This is a genomic window from Oerskovia flava (genome assembly GCF_026163685.1).
Lineage (GTDB): Bacteria > Actinomycetota > Actinomycetes > Actinomycetales > Cellulomonadaceae > Oerskovia_A > Oerskovia_A flava.
In genome coordinates, this window is record NZ_JAOXSR010000007.1 from 91,867 (window position 1) to 112,979 (window position 21,113).

Annotated in this window: 16 protein-coding genes; 8 read left to right on the forward strand and 8 right to left on the reverse strand. The window is 74.2% G+C overall.

Annotated features, from left to right (window positions below):
- Window positions 1-18 precede the first annotated feature (18 nt).
- Window positions 19-1,350, reverse strand: a complete 1,332-nt coding sequence (locus OHL10_RS12540) for an ABC transporter substrate-binding protein (protein WP_265522555.1) — start codon at window positions 1,348-1,350, stop codon at window positions 19-21.
- Window positions 1,351-1,404: 54 nt separating this feature from the next.
- A complete protein-coding gene (locus tag OHL10_RS12545) occupies window positions 1,405-2,880 on the reverse strand; it encodes a family 43 glycosylhydrolase (protein WP_265522556.1) in 1,476 nt (491 codons plus the stop codon).
- 212 nt (window positions 2,881-3,092) lie between these two features.
- Between OHL10_RS12545 and OHL10_RS12550 the strand changes: the two genes are divergently transcribed.
- Entirely contained in the window at window positions 3,093-3,521 is a 429-nt protein-coding gene (locus OHL10_RS12550; protein WP_265522557.1) for a class I SAM-dependent methyltransferase, read from the forward strand.
- A gap of 75 nt (window positions 3,522-3,596) precedes the next feature.
- A complete protein-coding gene (locus OHL10_RS12555) occupies window positions 3,597-4,826 on the forward strand; it encodes a winged helix DNA-binding domain-containing protein (RefSeq protein WP_265522558.1) in 1,230 nt (409 codons plus the stop codon).
- 44 nt (window positions 4,827-4,870) lie between these two features.
- Here the strand turns inward: OHL10_RS12555 and OHL10_RS12560 are convergent, their stop codons facing one another.
- On the reverse strand, window positions 4,871-5,374 hold the full coding sequence (locus OHL10_RS12560) for an NYN domain-containing protein (protein ID WP_265522674.1): 504 nt from the start codon (window positions 5,372-5,374) through the stop codon (window positions 4,871-4,873).
- 158 nt (window positions 5,375-5,532) lie between these two features.
- Between OHL10_RS12560 and OHL10_RS12565 the strand changes: the two genes are divergently transcribed.
- Window positions 5,533-5,829: a Dabb family protein gene (locus tag OHL10_RS12565; RefSeq protein WP_265522559.1), complete on the forward strand. Its 297-nt coding sequence runs from the start codon at window positions 5,533-5,535 to the stop codon at window positions 5,827-5,829.
- Between the two features lie 70 nt (window positions 5,830-5,899).
- Here the strand turns inward: OHL10_RS12565 and OHL10_RS12570 are convergent, their stop codons facing one another.
- From OHL10_RS12570 to OHL10_RS12585, 4 genes are all read right to left on the reverse strand, one after another.
- Window positions 5,900-6,688, reverse strand: a complete 789-nt coding sequence (locus OHL10_RS12570; protein WP_265522560.1) for a PspA/IM30 family protein — start codon at window positions 6,686-6,688, stop codon at window positions 5,900-5,902.
- A 65-nt stretch (window positions 6,689-6,753) separates the two neighbouring features.
- Window positions 6,754-8,856 (reverse strand): TPM domain-containing protein, encoded by a 2,103-nt coding sequence (locus tag OHL10_RS12575; RefSeq protein WP_265522675.1) that lies wholly within the window; start codon window positions 8,854-8,856, stop codon window positions 6,754-6,756.
- Between the two features lie 179 nt (window positions 8,857-9,035).
- A complete protein-coding gene (locus tag OHL10_RS12580) occupies window positions 9,036-10,742 on the reverse strand; it encodes a DNA repair helicase XPB (protein WP_265522561.1) in 1,707 nt (568 codons plus the stop codon).
- A gap of 46 nt (window positions 10,743-10,788) precedes the next feature.
- A complete protein-coding gene (locus tag OHL10_RS12585) occupies window positions 10,789-13,302 on the reverse strand; it encodes a helicase-associated domain-containing protein (RefSeq protein ID WP_265522562.1) in 2,514 nt (837 codons plus the stop codon).
- Window positions 13,303-13,432: 130 nt separating this feature from the next.
- On the opposite strand from OHL10_RS12585, the gene OHL10_RS18645 reads away from it, so the two are divergent.
- From OHL10_RS18645 to OHL10_RS12600, 3 genes are read left to right on the forward strand one after another with little or no spacing between them, the layout of a single operon-like run.
- Entirely contained in the window at window positions 13,433-13,816 is a 384-nt protein-coding gene (locus OHL10_RS18645; RefSeq protein ID WP_322645556.1) for a cold-shock protein, read from the forward strand.
- Window position 13,817: 1 nt separating this feature from the next.
- A complete protein-coding gene (locus tag OHL10_RS12595; RefSeq protein WP_265522563.1) occupies window positions 13,818-14,630 on the forward strand; it encodes a DUF3027 domain-containing protein in 813 nt (270 codons plus the stop codon).
- Complete coding sequence (locus OHL10_RS12600) at window positions 14,627-17,803, forward strand: sacsin N-terminal ATP-binding-like domain-containing protein (protein WP_265522564.1); 3,177 nt, start codon at window positions 14,627-14,629, stop codon at window positions 17,801-17,803. The genes OHL10_RS12595 and OHL10_RS12600 overlap by 4 nt, the downstream gene beginning before the upstream one ends.
- Here the strand turns inward: OHL10_RS12600 and OHL10_RS12605 are convergent.
- Window positions 17,775-18,341, reverse strand: a complete 567-nt coding sequence (locus OHL10_RS12605; RefSeq protein WP_265522565.1) for an arsenate reductase/protein-tyrosine-phosphatase family protein — start codon at window positions 18,339-18,341, stop codon at window positions 17,775-17,777. The two genes, OHL10_RS12600 and OHL10_RS12605, sit on opposite strands and share 29 nt — an antisense overlap.
- Window positions 18,342-18,480: 139 nt before the next feature.
- Between OHL10_RS12605 and OHL10_RS12610 the strand changes: the two genes are divergently transcribed.
- Both OHL10_RS12610 and OHL10_RS12615 read left to right on the forward strand, forming a co-directional pair.
- Window positions 18,481-20,304, forward strand: coding sequence for a DUF4012 domain-containing protein (locus OHL10_RS12610; RefSeq protein WP_265522566.1), 1,824 nt, complete (start codon window positions 18,481-18,483; stop codon window positions 20,302-20,304).
- A 121-nt stretch (window positions 20,305-20,425) separates the two neighbouring features.
- Window positions 20,426-20,974 carry an LPXTG cell wall anchor domain-containing protein gene (locus OHL10_RS12615; RefSeq protein WP_265522567.1) on the forward strand — a complete coding sequence of 183 codons (549 nt, stop codon included), beginning with the start codon at window positions 20,426-20,428 and terminating at the stop codon, window positions 20,972-20,974.
- Window positions 20,975-21,113 lie beyond the last annotated feature (139 nt).

Below are 21,113 nucleotides of genomic sequence, written 5' to 3' on the forward strand. Positions count from 1 at the left end.
ACCCCGGTGTGCGTGATCTCAGCCATCGCTGTTCTCCGCGAGGCTCGCATCCATGGTCTCGATGAACTCGTCCGGTGTGATGTCACCCTGGACCAGGAGGGTCAGCTCCTGCTGGAGCCGCGTGTTCGTCGCCGGGTCGAGCTGGGTGTCCCACGGCATCGCGATCGCCGGGCCCACCGCGTCCGCCTCCTCGACGGCACGTGCGTACAGCTCGGTCGCGTCGTCGGGGATGACGGTCTCGGCCGTCGTCGTCGGCGACAGCGCGCCGGTCGCCGCGTAGATCGTGGGGTACCGTTCGAGCGCGAAGGCGAGGAAGTCCCGCACGAGCGGGTCGTACGTCCGGGCGTTGACGGCCATGCCGATGCCGGACGGCGTGACGTACTCGTCGTCGGCCGTGACGGCACCGTCGATGGTCGGCAGCGTGAAGTAGTCGACCGTGTCGCGCACGGCGGGGTCGAGCGACTCCGTGGCGAGGTTGCTCAGCTCCCAGGTCCCGATGTTGTAGACGGCGGCGCGACCCGACGTGAAGAGCGCCTGCGCGTCCGCGTACCCGGTCGACGAGAAGCCCTCCTGGAAGCACCCTGCCTGGCCGAGGCCGTACAGCCACTCCGCGGCCGCCCTGCCGGCGGGATCGGCGAAGGACGCGTCACCGTTCTTCAGCTCCTGGACGTAGTCCGGGCCCGCCATCCGGAACGGGTAGTAGGCCATGTACCGCTCCAGCGGCCACTGGTCCTGACCGTCGAGCGCGATCGGCGTGATGCCCTCGGCGCGGAGCGCCTCGCACATCTGCGGGAAGTCGTCGAGCGTCGCCGGGATCTCGACGCCCGCGTCGTCGAAGAGCGCGGAGTTGTACCAGAAGAACTCGAGCTGGAACTCGAACGGCACCATGTACAGCGAGCCGTCGTCGAACCGCTGGTAGTTCAGGGCCGCCTCGCGGTAGTCGTCGGCGAGGCCGAGGTCGTCGAGCAGCACGTCGACGTCGACCATCCGCCCCTGATCGGCGAGCTTCTGCGCGAACGGGGTCGCGTCGGTGTCGAAGAGCTCGGGCAGCTTGTTCGCGGCGGCGAGCGTCTCGTACTTCTGGATGTACGACGGGCGGTCGGGCGTGGTGATGAGGTTGAGCGAGAAGCCGGGGTGCTCCTCGGCGTACTCGTCGGCGATCTGCTCCATCGTCGTGATCACCCCGCCGTCCGCCGGGCGTGACAGCAGCCACGCGATCTCGCGGGCGACGATCTCGCCGTCAGGGTCGACGTCGGTGGGGTCGGCGCCGGTGGACCCGCCGGCACAGCTCGAGAGCACGAGGGCTGCGGCGACGGCGAGGGCTGGCGCTCTGCGCGTGGTGCGGGACATGGTCACAATCTCCTTTGATTCAACGGCGGGCGGGAGTCGGGTAGGGCGGAACTGCTAGGGCACAGCGGCGACGAGGTTTTCCTCCGACCGCTCGGGCGCGGTCTCGTCGCTGCCGCGGGCGAAGACGACGAGCTCGTCGACCGTGACGACGCCCTCGCCCACGAAGGCGCCGACGCGGCCGGTCGGCCGGTCGTAGAGGCGGGTGCTCAGCACCGTGGCGTCGTCGACGGTCGCGACGCAGAGGTCGCCGTCGACGATCACCTCGATCTCGTGGTCCCCGGGCTCGAGCGAGCAGGGGCGCTCCAGCTCGACGGCGAACGGCACGTCGCCGGAGATCTGCCACTGCTCGGCACCGGTCGTGCGACGCGGCCAGCGGTCGAGCACCAGGCGCCCGCGTTGCGGTTCGAGGCGCAGCGCGTAGCCCTCGTCGCCGTCGGCGCTCGCCCGCAGCAGCACACCGCACTCGCTCGTGCGCGGGGTGATGTGGAAGCGGGCGACGAGCCGGAACGAGGTCGGCGCGTCGGCCGGGGTCAGGACGTCCGCGTAGCCGTCGGGCGCGCGCAGGGTCGTCCCGGCGACGAGCTCGTCGACCGGTCGTGCGAACGTCTCCCGCAGCTCTGCGGTCGGGTGCAGCGCGAGCGTCCCGTCCGCTCGCTGCTCGGCCTCGAGCACGGACAGGGTCCCGGCCCACTGCCAGGCGCCGTCGTCGTGCGACCCCTCGCGGGAGGCGATCCAGCCGAAGAAGAACCGGCGGCCGTCTCGCTCGGCCGACTTGGCCGCGTAGTACGCGCGCCCGTCGAGCGTGTCGTGCTCGGGGACGATCCACGGACCGTCCAGGCTGCGCGCCATGCGGTAGCGCGTCGTGAAGGTCTCGCTGAACTCGGAGTAGACGAGGTACCACCACTCGCCCCACTGGAACACCTCGGGGCACTCGTGCGCGATGTATCGGCGCGGGTCCCAGAACGGCGCGGCGGCCTCCCAGGTCGTGAGGTCGCGCGACGTGCACTGCGCGATCACGCCGCGTCGCCGCGCAGGGCCCTCGGCGTGGCGTGCGGTGATGAGCATCCGCCAGAGCTGCGCGTCCTCGTCCCACAGGACGAAGGGGTCGCGCCAGTCCCCGGTCTCGTAGCCGGCGGTCGCGCCGAAGGTGTCGGACGCGTGCCGCTGCCAGGTCTGCATCCCGTCACGGCTCGTCGCGTGCATCACCACCTGCAGCGCCCGCCCGTCCGGCCCCGTCCGTGCGGGGTTCTGGCCGGTGTAGAAGGCGTGGTGCGTGCCGTCGCCGTCGAGCACGATGCTGCCGGTGTAGACGTTGAAGTCCTCGGCGGCAGGACCGCCGGACGCCAGGGCCTCGCCGGCCTCGCGGAAGTCGACGAGGTTCTCCGTCACCACGCGGTGCCACGGCATGCCGTCCTGCGGGACGTTGCGCGACTCGTGCAGGTAGAAGAGGTGGAACGCCTCACCCTCCTGCCAGGGGATGACGTCCCCGACCCATGCGCCCTTCGGCTGGTAGAACCCGCGCTGGCTCATCCTCACCCCATCGTTTGGTTAATCGGTTACGCAGGACGATAGGGCCTCCACGCGACGTGGTCAAGCGGTTAATCAGATCGTGACCGAACGTCCTGCGGGAGGCGGGGGATCCACGTCACCGGCACGTCCGGTGGTCGACGAGCCGGCGGGAGGGCAGGCTCGACCTGCGCGCACCGCTCGGTCCGCGGGAGGAACGACGATCGGGCCCCACCATGGTCAGCGACCTGTCACCACGGCTCCGTCGCGTCGTGGACGCCCTGCCGCTCCGCGCCGGTGCGCGAGTCATCGAGGTCGGGGGAGCGCCGGGTGCGGCGGCGCGGGAGGTGGCGGCGCGGGTCGGCCCGCGCGGCCACGTGCTGGTGGTCGATCGGTCGCCGGCGGGCGTCGCCCGCACCCAGCACGGGTGCGCGGACCTCGTCGCGGCCGGCACGCTGTCGACGCTCTGTGCGCCGGTGGAGGACTTCCGGCTCCCGGCCGGGGAAGACCTGTTCGACCTCGCGTTCGCCTGCCGCGTCGGCGCGCTCGACGGGCGTCACCCCCACCTCTACGAGCCCGCTCTCGCCTGCCTGCGCGCCGCGCTCGTCCCCGGCGGCAGGCTCTACGTCGACACCGGCACGCCGTTGACCGCGGTGCAGGTCTGAACCGCGGTGGACGCCTGACCCGCCGAGCGACCCGCGGCGGTCGTGCGTGGGGTCGGGTGCGGCAGGATGGCGCTCGTGCGGATCACGGTGGACCAACGACGACGCCAGCTCGTGGCGCGCCAGCTCGCGCTCGCGGACGACCACCCCGGTCTGCCGGCGGCACGCTCACCCGAGGACGTCGTGGACCGGCTCCTGGCGCTGCACGCGACCGACGCGCCGACGGTGTACCTCTCCGTCCTCGCGCGGGTGCCGGGTCTCACGCTCGCGGACGTGCGGGACGCGCTCTACGAGCGCCGCACCCTCGTCAAGGTGCTCGCGATGCGCCGCACGATGTTCGTCGTGCGGCGCGAGGCCGTGCCGCTCGTGCACGCAGCGGCCGGTGCCGCGGTCGCCCGGCGGCTGCGGGCGCGCCTGCTCAAGGAGCTCGCGACACTTCCCACCGACCCGCCGGTGGACGACGCGACGTCGTTCCTGGCCGACGTCGAGGCCCAGGTGCACGCCGCCCTCGCGGAGCACGGTCCGCTCGACGGGGCGAGCCTGTCGCGGGTGGTGCCAGCCCTGCGCACGGCGTTCCTGCCGACCACCGACAAGGCGTGGGACGTGCGCCGCTCGATGACCTCCCAGCTGCTCTCGCTGCTGTCCGCCGAGGGCGTCGTCGTCCGTGGCGAGCCCCGGGGGAGCTGGGCCTCCAACCGGCACGTGTGGACGCCCGTCGAGCAGTGGCTTCCCGACGGCCTCCCGGCCGTCGACGAGGTCGCCGCCCGCACGGCCCTGGCGCGGGCCTGGCTCGAGGTCTTCGGTCCGGCGACGGTCGAGGACCTGCGGTGGTGGACCGGCTGGAACCTCGGGCACACGCGCGCGGCCCTCGCCGAGCTCGACGTGACGGCCGTCGAGCTCGAGATCGGGTCAGGTGGGGCACCGGAGGTCCGCGACGGCGTGATGCTGCGCGGCACGCACCTGCCCGAGCCTGCCGAGATCCCGCTCGAGGGCCACGTGGCGCTGCTGCCCGCGCTGGACCCGACGACGATGGGCTGGGCGGCGCGCGACTGGTATCTCGGCCCTCACCGCGCGCAGCTCTTCGATACCGCGGGCAACGCCGGGGCGACGACCTGGTGGGAGGGTCGGATCGTCGGCGCGTGGGTGGTGCGACCCGGCGGCGAGCCCGCGGTCCGGCTGCTCGAGGACGTCGGGCGGGACGCCGAGGCCGCCGTCGCCGCGGAGGCCACCCGCCTCGCGGCGCTCCTGGGAGGTGACGGGGTGACGGCGTCGTTCCCCACCCCGCTGTACCGCGACCTGCGCGGCTGACCCGCGCCTCGGGGACCCGAGGCGCGGGCCGGACGCCCCGCGGTTCAGAGGTAGCGCAGCGGGTCGAACTCCTCCAGCGGGATGATCCGCACGCGCGGCAGCATCGTCGTGAACGCGCCGGCGTTGTCCTCGAGGTCGTAGAAGCCGAGGCCCCGCGAGGCGAGCTCGGTGAAGCGGGCGTTGACGAACTCCCGGAAGCACAGCAGGCCGACGCGCCGGTCGCCGTCGTCCAGCAGGCCCTCCACCTGGGGGATGAAGTCACCGTCGTGGCTGGCGAGCAGCACGTCGCCGGCACGGGAGTCCAGGGCCTCCAGCGTGCGCTGGATACCGATGTCGACGACCTTCTCCGAGCCGGAACCGGCCAGCGGGATGGGCCGGTAGCCCATCGCGAGCAGCGCCTGGACGAACGCCATCGGCATCTGCCCGGACGACGCGTTGAGGAAGAACAGGGGCGTGACGGGCTGGCCCCACAGGTTCTGGGCGAAGTCGACGATCCGGTCCCACCGGGGTCGTTCCTCCGGGTTGGGCCGGTGGCCCAGGACGTTCATCCCGAGGGTCGCGTCGATGTTCTCCCCGTCGACGATCAGGTACGTGCGGCGCTCGGGTGCCGGCGAGGCGGCAGAGGGCACGAGCAGGGGACCGTTCGACGTGGGGGAGTCCGACATGGGGTCAGCCTAGACGGTCAGCGGACCCGTAGGGTGGGTGGATGATCCGCCACACCGTCGTGTTCCGGCTCCGTCACGCCCCCGGGTCCGACGCCGAGTCCTCGTTCCTCACCGATGCCCGTGTGCTCGCCGGGATTCCCGGCGTGCACCGGTTCGAGCAGCTGCGCCAGACCAGCCCCAAGAACGACTACCACTTCGGGTTCTCCATGGAGTTCGACGACGCCGACGCCTACCGGGCGTACGACGCGCACCCGGACCACCGCGCGTTCGTCGCCGAGCGCTGGGTCCCCGAGGTCGAGGACTTCCTCGAGATCGACTACGTACCGCTCGACGCCTGACAGCCCGAGGGCCGATGACCTGCTCGGTCACCGGCCCTCGTCGACCGTCGCGAGGTTCACGCCCCGGGCGTCACCAGGTCTCGGGCTGCGGAGCGTCCTCGACCGGCGTCACGGCCGTCGGGGTGATCTGCGGGGCGGTCGACGTCGGCCCGCCCTTGAGGGCCGCGAGGCGTGCCTCGATCTCGATCGACTCGCCCGACGACTCCAGCTCGGCGAACTGGGCGTCCAGGCTCGACGCCGCGACCTCGGCCTGGCCCAGCGCCTGCGCCTCCTCGCGGCGCACCATCTCCTCGAAGCGGGACACCTCGCTCGTCGGGTCGAGGACGTTGATCGAGCTGAGCGCGCCCTGGACGGTCTGCTGCGCCTCGGCGCTCTTCTGCCGGGCCACGAGCGAGTCGCGCTTCGACTTCAGCTGGCCGAGCTTGTCCTTCATCTGGGCGAGCCCGGACTTGAGCTTCTCCACGGTCTCGCGCTGAGACGTGATGAGCGGCTCGGCCTGGCGGACCTCGGACTCGGCGGCGATCTGCTTGCCGAGCGCGACCTTCGCCAGGTGGTCGAACTTGTCCGCGTTGACGGTGTCGCCGCCGGCGCGGTAGCGGTCGGCCTGGGCAGAGGCCGCGAGGGCCTTCTGGCCCCACTCCTGCACGGCAGAGACGTCCTCGTTGTAGTCCTGCTCCGCGAGGCGCAGGTTGCCGATCGTCTGTGCGATCGCCTGCTCCGCCTCCGCGATGTTGTTCGTGTAGTCGCGCACCAGCTGGTCCAGCATCTTCTGCGGGTCCTCTGCGCCGTCGATCAACGCGTTGATGTTCGCCTTCGCGAGCTGGCTGATTCGTCCGAAGATGCTCTGCTTCTGCGCCATGGGGATGTCCCTCTCTCAGGTGTCGATCACTGCTGACGGTGCTGGCTGACGTGCGAGGTTGAAGGTCAGAAGCGGCCTCCGCGCGAGGACCGGCCACCGGACGAGCGCCCGCCCGACGAGCGGCCGCCGGACGACCGGCCCGAGCTCCCGAGGCTGCCGCCCCTGCTGCGGCTGCGGCTACCGCCCCGGCTGCTGCCGCCGAACCCGCCGCCGCCGAACCCGCCGCCGCCGAACCCGCCGCCGCTGAACCCGCCGCCTCCGTACCCGCCGCCGTAGCCGCGGTTCCCGCCGCCGAGCATGCGGTCGAGGAGGATGCCGCCGAGGATCATGCCGCCGACGTTGCTGCCGCCGCCGGAGCCACCGCCCGTGCCGTAGCCGCCGCCCTGCTGGGACCAGGACGAGGCGTCGCGCTGGGCGAGCTGCGTCGCGGACTGGGCCCGTGCGTCGGCCTGCTGCGCGTGGGTGAGGGCGGTCACCGGGTCGGTCGGGGCGAGCGTGCGCGCCTCGCCGAGCAGGCGGATCGCCTCCGAGAGCTGGGTGCGGGCCTCGGGCCCGACGGCGCCGCGCCGCGTCTCGATGAAGTCGTTCGTGGCCCGGATCTGGGACTCGACCCGGCCCACGGTCTCGCGCAGCAGCGCGCTCGCCCGGGCGGCGTGCTCGGCCTGCTCGCGGTGCGGGGCGAGCGCCGCGTCGAGCGCGGCCTCGGCGTCGGTCAGGCGCCGCAGCGCCGCGATGGGGTCGCCCCCGCTGCGGACGCTCCCGGCGTTCGCGACGGCCGCCTGGGCCTCGGTGACCAGCGGTGCGACCGCCGGGTCGCCGGGCAGGAGGCGTCCGGCGTCGGCCATGTCGGCCGTGATCGAGGCGACCGCGCGGTCCAGGCGTGTGCCCGCTTCCGCGAGGTCGGACCCTGCGCGGTCCACCGCGTCGAGGAGCGTGACGGCCTGCCCGACGGCGTTCTCCGCCGCGCGCGCGAGCGTCACCGCGGTCGCCCGGTCGTCGGTGGTGAGAGCGGCGCGCCCCTGCGCGACGGTCTCGCGCGCGCCGGCCAGCAGGGCGGCGGCCTGGTCGGGGTTCTGCGAGACCGAGGCGAGCGCCGTCGCGGGGTAGGTGGTCGCGAGGGTCGCGAGCGTGGCGCGCGCGGCGTCGAGCCGACCCTCGATCTCCCCGGCGCGCCGGTCCGTCGCGTCCAGCACCTCGGGCGCGCGGGCCTGCAGGTCACGCAGCTCGTCGAAGGTCTCGGACTGCTCGTCGAGGGCGTCGTCCACCTCGTCGCACAGCGTGATGATCTGCACCATCATCGTGCGCGCGACCGGCTCGGTCTCGGGGACGTCGTCGTCGAGCTGCTGACGCAGGGCGAAAGCCCGGCCGACCTTCGCCGTGCACGCGTCGAGGACGGCCGCGAACTCCCCGGTCGCGTCGAGCCCGAACTGGGCCTGCGCGAACCCGAGCTCCTCCTCCGACGTCTTCATCGCGTCGTCGACCGCCACGAGCGCCGAGCTCGCCCGGCGGTCGAGCTCGGGCGTCGGCAGCGCCGAGAGCTCGTCCGCCCCGGCACCCTGCGCGCCGCCCGTCGAGCCGTTGCGGCGGCGCAGGAACGCGCGGACGACGAACACCCCCACGACCACCACGGCGCCGATCAGCAGCAGCACGAGCACCGGTGAGGTCCCCGAGCCCGAACCGCCCGCGGCCTCCCGCGTGGTGTCGGCGGCCGCGATCGCGGCACCCGCCCAGGCGTCCTCGCGCAGCTCGTCCTCGGTGGCGGACTCGATCCGGTCGAGGTCCGACGACGACAGCGCGACGTTGGTGTCGTACGACAGCCCGTAGCGGCGCTCCTCGGTCGCGACCGCGAGCAGCAGGTCGTTGGTGCCGAGCCCGGACTCGTTCGCCGTGGCGTCGGCCCACCCGGCGCCGTCGAGCCCGTCGAACGTCTCGACGAACACCACGAAGAGCTGCAGGTCCGTCTCGTCCGCCAGCCGGTCGATCGCCGCCTGCACGTCGTCGGTCTCACCGCCCAGCACGCCCGCCGAGTCCGTGATCTCCCCGTCCACGTCGAGCGGGGGCTCGGCGCGGGCCACGCTCGCACCCCCCGTCGCCAGGGCGAGGAGCAGGGTGAGCAGGGCCGCGCTCAGGAGGGTCAACCGCCAGGGCGCGCGCAGCGACGCGGGCATCAAGGTCACCTCGTGATCCTTTCCCACGCCGCACCCCCGCGCAATCCACGACCACCGCCCGGCAGGCTTCTCACCCGCCCGAACGCGCGGGTCCGGTCCCTTTCGGTGCCGTCGCGAGCGCGCCGTCAACCGCGCCGGGCGGGTCCTTGCTGCCGATGACGAGACAGCGGACCCACCCTCTACTGCGCAGTGTCGGAGATGCCCAGATCCTCCGCGTCCACGATGCGGTAGGCGTAGCCCTGCTCCGCCAGGAAGCGCTGCCGGTGCGCGGCGAAGTCCTGGTCCACGGTGTCGCGGGCGACGACGGCGTAGAAGTGGGCGGTGCGGCCGTCGGCCTTGGGGCGCATGATCCGCCCCAGGCGCTGCGCCTCCTCCTGGCGGGAGCCGAACGACCCGGACACCTGGATCGCGACGGACGCCTCGGGCAGGTCGATGGAGAAGTTCGCGACCTTGCTCACGACGAGCCGGTTGATCTCGCCGGAACGGAACTCCTCGAACAGGCGCTGGCGTTCGCGGACCGTCGTCGCGCCGGTGATGAGCGGCGCGTCGAGGTGCGCGGCGAGCTCCTCGAGCTGGTCGATGTACTGGCCGATGACGAGGACCTGGTCGTCCGGGTGCTGGGCGACGATCTGCTCGACCACCCGGTTCTTGCCCGTGGCGCTCGCCGCGAGGCGGTACTTGTCCTCGGGCTCGGCGGTCGCGTACGTCATGCGGTCGGACTCGGGGAGCGTGAGGCGCACCTCGACGCAGTCGGCGGGCGCGATGTACCCCTGCGCCTCGATGTCCTTCCACGGCGCGTCGTAGCGCTTGGGGCCGATGAGGCTGAACACCTCGTCCTCGCGGCCGTCCTCGCGCACGAGCGTCGCGGTGAGCCCGAGCCGGCGCCGCGCCTGCAGGTCCGCGGTCATGCGGAAGATCGGCGCCGGCAGCAGGTGCACCTCGTCGTAGACGACGAGGCCCCAGTCGCGGGCGTCGAGCAGCTCGAGGTGCGTGTAGACGCCCTTCCGCTTGGTCGTCAGCACCTGGTAGGTCGCGATCGTCACCGGGCGGATCTCCTTGCGGGCGCCCGAGTACTCGCCGATCTCGTCCTCGGTGAGGCTGGTGCGCCGCACGAGCTCGTCGCGCCACTGCCGGGCGCTGACGGTGTTGGTGACGAGGATGAGCGTGGTCGTCCCGCTCTTGGCCATCGCGCCCGCGCCGACGATCGTCTTGCCGGCGCCGCACGGCAGCACGACGACGCCGGAGCCGCCGTGCCAGAACCCTTCGACGGCCTGCGCCTGGTACGGGCGCATCTCCCAGGGCTTGCCGGGTGCGTCGGACGGGTCCGCACCGTCGGGCACGCGCGGCGGGACGGTCGTGGTGAGCTCGATGGCGTGCTTCTCGCCGTCGACGTACCCGGCGAGGTCCTCGGCGGGCCAGCCGAGCTTGACGAGGACCTGCTTGAGGTGGCCGCGCTCGGACGGGTGGACGAGCACGGTGAGGTCGTCGACCCGCTCGCCCACGAGACCGGCGGTGCGCTTGGACTTGAGGACCTCGGCGAGGACGGCGCGGTCGGTCGCCTCTAGCACGAGGCCGTGCGTCGGGTGCTGGGACAGGGTGAGGCGCCCGTAGCGCGACATCGTCTCGGCGACGTCCACGAGCAGGGCGTGCGGCACCGAGTAGCGGCTGTACTCCAGGAGGACGGCGACGACCTGCTCCGCGTCGTGCCCGGCGGCGCGCGCGTTCCACAGCCCGAGCGGCGTCAGCCGGTAGGTGTGGACGTGCTCGGGCGCGCGCTCCAGCTCGGCGAAGGGCGCGATCGCACGACGCGCCTCACCGGCGCGGGGGTGGTCGACCTCGAGCAGCAGCGACTTGTCGCTCTGCACGATGAGGGGGCCGTCGTTCATGCGTCTCCTTCTGCACGAGGGAGAGCACCTGTCGGCGACGGGTGCTCTATGCCGACGACCCGTCGTCGGGGTCGTCGGGTAGGTCAAGGGTGACGGACGCGATGCGGTGGACCGCGACCGTGAGCTCGGCGTCCCGCACGAGATCCTGTGCGCGCAGGCGACCCGCCTCGAGCGTGACGGGCCGCACCCGGCGGCGTGCCGGCGAGCCCTGCGGCCCCACGACCTCCAACCAGACCATGGTGCCTGCGTCGATCGCCTCGCGCAGGAGCGACAACGCGTCGGCGGGGTCCGTTGTTCCGGAGCCCTCCCGCACGCGGGCCCGTTCCGGCCCGCCCCACGGACCCTGCCCGACGTCGGTCCCGCCGCGGCGAGGGCCGTCGCCACCGTCCGTGGTCGGGCCGGGCCCCGTGCGCTGGGCGTCGTCGGTGCGCCCGGTGGCCCGCAGCTGGGCGACGAGCCGCTCCGCCGCGGCCCGCGGGCTCGTCACCTCGACCTGCCGCCCCCGGAAGCCGCCGCGCCGTGGCGCCGGCCGGGCCGGGGGGTGCTGGTCCTCGGTGCGCAGCACCCGGCCGTCCGGCCCCTCCACCGCGGAGACCAGGCCGTGCGCGCGCAGGGCGTCCTGCAGGTCCGCGGCGGGGGCGTGCGCGACGAGCACCGTGGGGGCGATCCGCACGAGCGTGAGGTGCCGCAGCGAGAGGTCCTCGACCAGGCCGGTGAGCAGCACCGGGTCCTCCGCGCGGACGTAGCTCATGGCCGCACCGACGCGCAGCCGGCCGTGGCGGCGCGCGGTGTCCCGCACGAGGTACTCCAGCGGCTGGGGGAGCGGGGTGCGCGAGTGCGCGGCGAGGTCGGTGAGCAGGTCCTCCGCGCCACGACCCTGGTCGAGGGCGCGCACCACCGAGTCGGGCGTGAACCGGACCGTCGTCGCGGCGCCGCGCGACTCGACCTCCGCGACGGCGTCGACGAGCCGCTCGAGGTCGCCCGACGGCCTGCCCGGGATGATGCCCGTGAGGTCGCCCTGGAGGAGCAGGTCGTCGACCTCGGGGGGCAGGACCCCCTCGAGCGCCGCCGCGAGCGCGGCGGTCGCGCCGCCGCCCCCACCCGGACCGGCGGCGCGCTCGATCGGCACCGGCGCCGTCGTCGGCTCCGTGCCGTCGGCCGGCTCGGGGGACCCCGCCAGGACCCGGCAGAGCTCGACGCCCTGCGGTGCGAGCGCACCGACCCCGGTCACGCCGAGCGCCTCGGCCTCGCGCAGCAGCCCGCGCACCGCCTGGGCGGGCGGCGCGGCGCGAGGGGTGTGCCAGTGCAGGACCTCGAGCACGGCGTCCTCGTCGAGCGCCGCACCGGGCTGCGCCGCGAGGGCGTCGAGCACGGCCCGGCGCAGGCGCACCACCCACGGCCGGTGCATGTCCTGCTCGAGCGGGGAGCGGCGGGCGCCCTTCTCGTCGCGCGTTCCCACGAGCCACGGGGTGCGCGGGGATGCCCCCCACGCGGCCGTGAGCACGGCCCACCGCGCGGACAGGGTCTGCTCGGCCCAGTCCGTGGCCGCCACGGTGACGGCGTACGACGGCGGGTCGTCGCCGTCGTCGGCCACCAGCCCCGCGGCGAAGGCCAGCTCGGCCGCGAGGACGGCCGCCTCGTCGTGCGTCCCGAGCTCGCGGGCGAGCCGGCGCAGGTCCCGGACCGACAGGCCGCCCGAGCGCAGCACGCTCGGCGGGTCCAGACGCCAGGCAGCGACGACGTGCGACACGTGCCGCACGATCTCGCGGGCGGCGTCGGCCGACTCGGCGGCGACGGTCGCCTCGGGTCGCTGCGGGGCCTCGGGGCGCGGGGGCCGGGCGTCGACCCGGGCGTGGGTGCGCCCGCCGCGCAGCGCCAGGGCCACCTCGCGCGGTAGGACGACGTGGCGCTCGTCGGAGCCCAGCAGCAGGCTGCGCTCGGTCAACCACCGGGTCGCGGTGACGCCCCGAGGGTCCGCGGTCGGGGCCACGCCGACAGGTGGGCCCCACGTGAGCGCCGCGAGGATCTCGCGCGCCCCGGGCGGCGCGTCGGCCAGCTCACGGCCCAGGTCGGCGGGGACGCGTCGACCGCGCGGGCCGAGCCCGGCCGGGTACGGGCCGAGCGCCTCGGCCAGGCCCGGCGACGGGCGCAGGTCGACGGCCGGACCGCCCGGCCTCGCGGCCGCGTCCCACACCAGCGCCTGCTCGACGAGCCGGTCGAGCGCGGCGAGCACGAGGTCGGCGTCGGGCTCGTCCCCCGCTTCCTCGGTGAGTGCTGCGAGCAGGGCGGTGGGGTCGAGCGGCGCGCCGGTCGGGGACGCGGACCCCTCCCCGAGCACCACCACGGCCTCCAGGACCTGGACCTCGAGCACGTCGAGCCGCACGAGCGCGCGGTCGATGCTCGTGCGGCTGGAGGCGCGGGCTGCGAGCGAGCGCAGCGTCGAGGGCGACGGGCGGCCCAGGTCCGGGCGGCGGAGCAGGAGCGCAACCAGGTCCTCGTCGCTGCGGGAGCGAAGAGCGTCGCTGAACGTACGGCCACCGGGCGTACTGGGGCTGGGCATCGTCCCGATCCTATGTCGCCGACCGCCGCTCGACCGTCGGGCGGGCGCGCGGGTGGTGCGGATGCGGTGATGGAGCGTGACGGCCGGTAACCTTGAGGTTCTGGTTCCCACGAGCACAAACGAGGTTCACGTGCCCACCGGCAAGGTCAAGTGGTTCGATACCGAACGCGGCTTCGGATTTATCGCCGCCGAAGACGGCGACGAGGTGTTCCTGCACGCCTCCGCGCTGCCCGCGGGCGCTCCTGCTCCCAAGCCGGGGGCGCGCGTCGACTTCGGTGTCGCGGACGGCAAGCGTGGCCCGCAGGCGCTCGCGGTCAAGCTTCTCGACCCGGTGCCCTCGGTCGCGAAGGCGCGTCGTCGGCCCGCCGACGAGATGGCGATCATCGTCGAGGACCTCATCAAGGAGCTCGACGGGGTCGGCAACGGTCTGCGCCGTGGCCGCTTCCCCGAGAAGCCCAAGGCGACGACGGTCGCGACCGTGCTGCGCGCCGTCGCCGACGAGCTCGAGGCCTGAGATGACGGTGGCCGCAGCGGAGGAGAAGCGCACGACGACCCGCAAGGTGTCTGCGCGTGCCGCGAAGGACGCGGTGCTGCTCGGCGCCGTCGAGGTCGCCCGTGCCGCGGCCGAGGAGGTCGCGGAGCGAGTGGCCGACGTCGGCGAGCACCTGGGCACGCTCGTCGAGGACGACCGGCTCGTCTCGCACTACTTCGCGTGCACGCTGCGCGGGTACCGCGGGTGGCGCTGGACCGTGACGCTCGCGCGCATCCCGCGCAGCCGCAACGCGACGGTGTGCGAGGTCGAGCTGCTCCCGGGCGACGAGGCGATCCTCGCCCCTGCCTGGCTGCCCTGGTCCGAGCGCATCCGCCCGGGTGACATCGGCGCCGGCGACGTGCTGCCGTTCGTCCCCGACGACCCGCGCCTCGAGCCCGGGTTCACGTCGAGCGGTGACGAGGAGGTCGATGCGGTCGCGATCGACGAGCTCGCGCTCGCCCGGGTGCGGGTGCTCTCCCCGCAGGGCCGCGACGAGGCCGCCGAGCGGTGGTACCGGGGCACCCGCGGGCCGACGACGCCGGGCGCCGTCGCGTCCGCCGAGGGCTGCGGTACGTGCGGCTTCCTCGTTCCGCTCCAGGGCGCGCTGGGTCAGCTCTTCGGCGTCTGCGTCAACGAGTGGTCGCCCGACGACGGCAAGGTCGTGAGCCTCGACCACGGATGCGGCGCGCACTCCGAGACCGACGTGGAGCCGCACCCGACCGACTGGCCGGCGCCCGCGCCCGTGATCGACGAGCTGGGCGTGGAGATCGTCGACGGGGCGGTCCCCGAACGGTGACCGAGGACGTCTTCGGGACGGCGGCGCTGCGCGGCGCGGTCACGGAGGCGTGGCGCGGCTCGCCGACGAGGTTCCGCGAGGACGCGAACACCGAGGAGGACCACGCCCACGGGTATTACCGGGGGCGGGTCGTCGTCGAGCTCGCGCAGAACGCGGCGGACGCCGCGGCGCGGGCTGGAGAGCCCGGGCGACTGACCCTCCACCTGCGGCGCGACCCCGCCGGCACCTGGTCGCTGCGCGCGCACAACACCGGTCTGCCCCTGGATGCCGACGGTGTGGCGTCCCTGGCGTCGATGCGCGCCTCGGCGAAGACCCACCCCGGCCAGGTCGGCCGCTTCGGCGTCGGGTTCGCCGCGGTGCGGTCCGTCGCCGACGAGATCTCCGTGCGGTCCGTGGGCGGCGGGGTGCGGTTCTCCCTGGAGGCCACCCGCGAGGCGCTCGAGGAGGCGTCGCGCGGCACCGCCGGCGGGGACGTCGACGACGCCGGGCGCCGCCTCGCGCAGGCCGTGGCCGAGCGCGGCGACGCGCTGCCCGTCCTACGCCTGCCCTTCCCGGCCGACGGCGTCACGGACGGGACCGTCGTCGAGCTGCGCCTGCGGGACGCCGCCGCGGTCGTCGAGGTCCGGCGCCAGCTCGCGGAGGTCGACGACGCCCTGCTGCTCGCGCTGCCGGCGCTCGCCGAGATCGTCGTCAGCACCGACCCGGAGGCCCTCGCCGGCGGCGCCGACGACCAGGGACGTGAGCACGGGCCCACGACGCGCCGGCTCGCCGACGTGGGGTCGCGGTGGACGGTCCTGCGGGCGGGCGGCGACCTGCCGCCGGACGTCGTCGCGTCGTTGCCCGTCGAGCTGCGCCGGTCCGCGTGGACGGTCGTGTGGGCCCTGCGGTCGGACGACGGCCGCCCCCGCCCCCTCGTGGCGGCACCCGTGCTGCACGGCCCCACTCCCACGGACGAGCCGCTGACGTTCCCCGCACTGCTCGTCGCGTCGTTCCCGCTCGACCCCGGGCGTCGCCACGTCGCTCCCGGTCCGGTGACCGACGCCGTCGCGCAGCACGCGGGGCTCCAGTTCGCCCGGCTGCTCGCCGACGTCGCGTCCACGGGCTCCGACGTCCTCGACCTCGTGCCGACCGGGATGCCCGCCGGTGCGCTCGACGCGGCGATCCGGGACGCGGCGCTCGCCGCGCTGCGGAGCACGCCGCTGCTCGCTGGCGCCGACCCGGGCGTCGACGACCCGGACGTCAACCCGGACCTCGACGACAGAGCCGCGGGTGCGCTCGTCGCACCGCAGGACGCCCAGATGCTGCTCGGTCCGGCGGGCCGCGACCCGCGGGTGCAACAGGTGCTGGGACGCGCGGTGGGCGACCTCGTCGACGTCCCCGCCCGGCAGCACGCGCTCGCGCGGTCGCTCGGTGTGCGGGCGCGCGACCTGGCGGACCTGCTCGACGACGTCCCCGCGGGCCTCCCGCCCGAGCGGTGGCACGAGGTGTACGCGGCGCTGGCCCCGTCGGTCGGCGAGCAAGGCGTCGCGGAGTCGCTCGGCGCCATGGTGGTGCCGCTCGCGGACGGGCGTCGGGTCCGCGGCCCACGGGGGACGGCGCTCCTGCCAGAGGGCTCCGGTGGCCGGCTCGGGGAGCTCGCGCGCGCCCTGGAGGTGCGGGTCGTCGACCCGGCCGCGGCCCATCCGGTCCTCGAGCGGCTGGGTGCCGTGCCGACGTCGGCCCGCCGGCTCCTCGACGACGCGACCGTCCGCGCCGCGGTGCGGGAGGCCGCACAGACCCTGCTCGACGACCCGCACGACGACCTCGCCCTCGAGGTGACGTCCGCGGCGCTCGAGCTCGTCGCGCTCGCGACCGGCGAGGCGGGCGCGAGCGACGACCTACCCTTCTGGCTCGGGGAGCTCCCGCTGGCCACCGACGAGGGCGACCTGTTGCCCGCGCGGGACTGCGTACTGCCCGGCAGCTGGGCGGCGGACGTCTTCGACGCGCTCGTGCCCGTCGCCGCGGACGTGGTCGACCGCTGGGGGCAAGACGTCCTGCGCGCGGTCGGCGTCCACACCGGCCTCGCGGTCTACCGGGTCGTCGACGTGCTCGTGCCGCTCGACGGGTCCTCCGACGCCGGCGATCACGACGATCTGGCCGGTCCAGGGAGCGACGCAGGTGACGGGCCGCAGGCGTGGCTCGCGTCCTGGTCTTCCTACGTGGCGTACCTGGGGGAGACGCTGGGCGCAGGAGCGTGGGTCGGTGACGTCGAGGCGGTCTCCGACCTCGACGCGGTCGCTGACGACGCCTGGCCCGACCTGCTCGCTCGCCTCGCCCAGGACCCGGCGGCTCGAGCCGCGCTCGTCACCCCCGTCCGTGCGGAGGGCGGCGCGGGCGCGCACATCCGCACCGCGCCGTCGTACACCGCGTGGTGGCTCCGCGAGCACCTGGGTGCGCCCTTCGCCGCCGACGTCCCGCTCCTGGCCCCCGTGCCGCCCGCCGTCGCGGGCCTCGACCCCATCGTGCGGCGGGCGCTGGGCGAGGTGGCGGACCTCGGCGAGGTCACCCCGCAGGACTGGCCCTGCGTCCTGGCCGCGCTGCCCGACGTCGGCAGCCCGGTCGACCCGCACGTCGCCCTGGCCGTGTGGCGGGGCCTGGCGGCGCTGGCCGCGACGGGGACCGAGCTCGACCCGCTCCCGGACCGGTTGCCCGCCCTGCACGGCCAGGACGTCCAGGTCGTCGACGCCGGTGACGTGGCCGTCACGTCGTCGACCCAGCACGCCCAGCTCGCACCCGTCGTGCCGACGACCGGGGACACCGACGCGCTCGCCGACCTCCTCGACCTGCCGGTCGTGCCCGGCGAGGGCCATGCCGAGCGGCCGGACGAACCGGGCGTCGCGGTGCCGCTCGACCCGCGCGTGCGGGCGCTCGGACCGCTGCCCGCGCACTGGTTCGAGCACGACGACCTGACGGTCGGAGGGCAGGGCGTCGACTGGTGGGTCGCCGGCGGCGAGGTGCACGCCGCGACCTCGGCCGGCCTCGCGCGCGCCCTCGCGGAGGTCTGCGGACGCCCCGGCTGGCGGCACCTGTTCGCCGCGGCGCTCGCGGAGCCCGGCGAGGCGGCGACGCTCCTCCCGGAGACCGTCTGGGACGACCGGGGCGGCGTCAGCCCTGCCGGGACGCCTCCTCGGTGACCACCGAGCACAGGGCGTCGACGCCCGCGGTGATCTGCGCGAACGCGACGTCGTAGGCGCCCTCGCCCCGGCCGTAGGGGTCGGCGAGGTCGTTCTCGTGCGCGGTGTTCGCGAACCGCGCCCGGAGCCCGGTCGCGTGCGCCAGGAGGTCGCGGAGGCGCTCGGCGTCGCTCGCGGCACCCGCGGGCGCCTCGTGCCCTCCGGCGAGTCGCGCGAGCTCGAGGAAGGTGAACGTCGAGCGCAGCGCCGCCGGGTGCAGGCGGAGCACCGCCTGGCGGTGCTCCGCGGTCATGGTGATCACCACGTCGGCCGCGGCGACGATCGGCGTCGTGAGCTGGCGGGAGCGGAAGGTGTGCGGGTCGACGCCCTCGGCGGCGACCCGGCGTGCCATGGAGTCCGTCATCGGGTCGCCGACGAGCGCACGCGTCCCTGCGCTCGAGACGCTGACGGAGTCGTCGAGACGGGCGGCCAGGAGGCGATCGGCGGCGGGCGAGCGGCAGATGTTGCCGGTGCACACGACGAGGACGGAGGTGGGCATACGAGCCTTCCGGTCGGTGTGACGTTCCCGGCAAATCTAGCGCCCGCTGCGTTCTGACCGCAGACTCGTGCGCAGGGATCAAGAGGGGGCACTCGTGACACATCCCGGTTGGGGTTCGCAGTGGGCTGGTGTGCAGGTCGTGGAACCACCGCGGGAGGAGGGGCCCACGCCCCGTGTCCGTGCGGTGCGAGGACGCCGGCGGCCGCGGCGCCGGCGGACGGTCCTGATCGTCGTCGCGGCCGTGCTCGTCGTCGCGATCGCGGTGATGGCCTGGGTCGCGGTCGACGCCCTGCGCGCGCGCACGGCGCTGACCCAGGCGGCGCAGACCGTGGCCGAGCTGCAGCAGGTCGTCGTCGACGGTGACACCGCCCGGGCCGAGGCGCTCGTCGCCGACCTCCAGCGCACGTCGGCGCGGTCGGTCGAGCTGACGACGGGTCCGCACTGGCGGGTGGCGTCGACGCTGCCCTGGGTCGGCCCGAACACCGACGCGGTGACGACCCTGGCGGACGTCGTCGACGACCTCGCGCAGGACGCGTTGCCGCAGCTCACCGAGGCTGCGCGGGTCGCGGCCCCGGGTGCGATGACACCCGTCGACGGGAGGGTGGACCTGGCGCCGATCGAGGCCGTGCGGGCCGACGTCGTGCGCGCGGACGCGGCGGTGGGAAACGCTGTCGAGCGGGTGCGGGCGCTCGAGGGAGCGGGTCTCGTCGACGTGCTCGACGAGGCTGCGTCGACCTTGACCGCCGAGCTCGTCGAGGTGCACGCGACGACCGCGACGGCCGCGCGTGCGGTCCAGCTCGTCCCGCCCATGCTGGGCACCGACGGCCCGCGCGACTACCTGCTGCTCGTGCAGAACAACGCCGAGCCGCGGGCGACCGGAGGCATCCCGGGGTCCGTGGTGCACCTGCGCGCGGACGACGGTGAGGTGACCTTCGTCGGGCAGGAGTCCGGGAGCGACCTGGGTGCCCTGGACGAGCCCGCCCTGGCACTCAGCGGGGCGGAGCAGGCGTTGTTCGGCCCGGACCTCGGGCGCTACATGCTCAACGTGAACTTCACGCCGGACTTTCCGCGGTCCGCGGAGCTGGCACGGGCGATCTGGGCGGAGCGGTTCGGGGAGGACGTCGACGGCGTCCTGTCGATGGACCCGGTGGCGCTCTCCCTGGTGCTCGGGGCCTCCGGCGCCGTGGAGGTCGACGACCCGACGGGCGTGACGGCCGCGCTGACGGCCGAGAACGCCGTGGACCTGCTGCTCAACCGCGTCTACCTCGACATCGAGGACACCGGCGCGCAGGACGAGTTCTTCGGCGCCGCGGCGGGCGCAGTCTTCGACTCGGCGATCTCGGGCGAGGGCGACGCGGCAGCCGTCGTCACCTCGTTGGCGGAGGCTGCTCGCCAGGGCCGCTTTCTCGTCTGGTCGGCGCACGAGCAGGAACAGTCGTTGCTCGGCGGAACGGTGCTCAGCGGTGATCTTGTGGGCGAAAGGTCCGGTTCGCCGGTGGTAGGCGTGTACCTCAATGCGTCGAGTGCCGCGAAGATGGGGTACTACCTCGACACCTCATTCGATGTGACGCGCATCACATGTCGGCCCGACGGGTCGCAGTCGTTGACCCTCGCGGTCACCCTGACGTCCACCCTCGACGAGGGTGGTGCGGGGGGTCTGCCCGCATACGTGACGAGCTCTGCGGACCGCAGCGGGACCATCCACACCAACCTCCTCGTGTACGCCCCGCGAGGCGGCGGAATCCTGGAATCCAGCGGATCCGACGGCGTCGACCAGCTCTTCTCGCAGTCCCACGAGGGCCTGGTCGTGGGCGGTCGTACGGTCGCCGTACCGCCGGGCGGCGAGCAGACGTACACGTACGCGATCGTCACCGGGAAGAACCAGCGCGGGCCGCTCGAGCTCCGCACCACCCCGGGGGCGCGGGAATCTCGGACCGTGTCGGGGGGTCGCGAGTGCGGGTGAAGTGTGCTTCATTTGAAAAAGGACCAACGGTGCACGAACGCACCGCGGTCCGCGGTACCCGGTCAACATTGTGTTAACCGTACCCAGGGGGGATTACATGTTCGTTCGTCGTGCTTTCGCTGTGGCTGGAATCGCCACAGCCCTCATTCTCAGCCCGGTCGCCGCTCAGGCATACGAGGCGGATGACTACACCGTCGGGGTCTCCGAGACCACACCGGTCGCGGGGGAGACGTTCACCGTCACCATCGACGGACCGGCCGGCAACCCGACCATCGCGCTGACCGTCTCGTCCGACGCCGTCCCGGACAGCGCCATCACCATCGCGGGCTCGAGGACCCTCGTGAAGGACACCGACGCCAACGGCGACGCGACCTTCGCGGTGACGCTCACGCAGCCTGCCACGTACACGATCGTCGCGACCGACGCCGACGGCACGGTCATCTCGACGCAGACCGTCCAGGTCCTCAGCTCGTCCGCCGCAGGCGGGTCCGGCGACGCCGGGTCCGGCGCCGCCGGCTCGGGCGACGCTGCGGGCAGCAGCGGCTCGGGCAGCTGGCTGCCGGCCACCGGCGCGTCCACCGTGCCGCTCGCGATCGGCGCCGGTGCGCTCGTCGCCGGTGGTGGCGTACTCCTGCTGATGCTGCGCAAGCAGCGCAGCGCCAAGGCCTGACCCGCCGCCGCGCAGCGGCGACGCACAGGTACGCGCAGACAGGTACGCGGGCTCGCCCCGCCGTACCACGTGGCCGGACGCGGCAAGACCCCCGGGGACGCAGTCGTTCCGACTCCCGGGGGTCTTGCCGTCCTCCGAG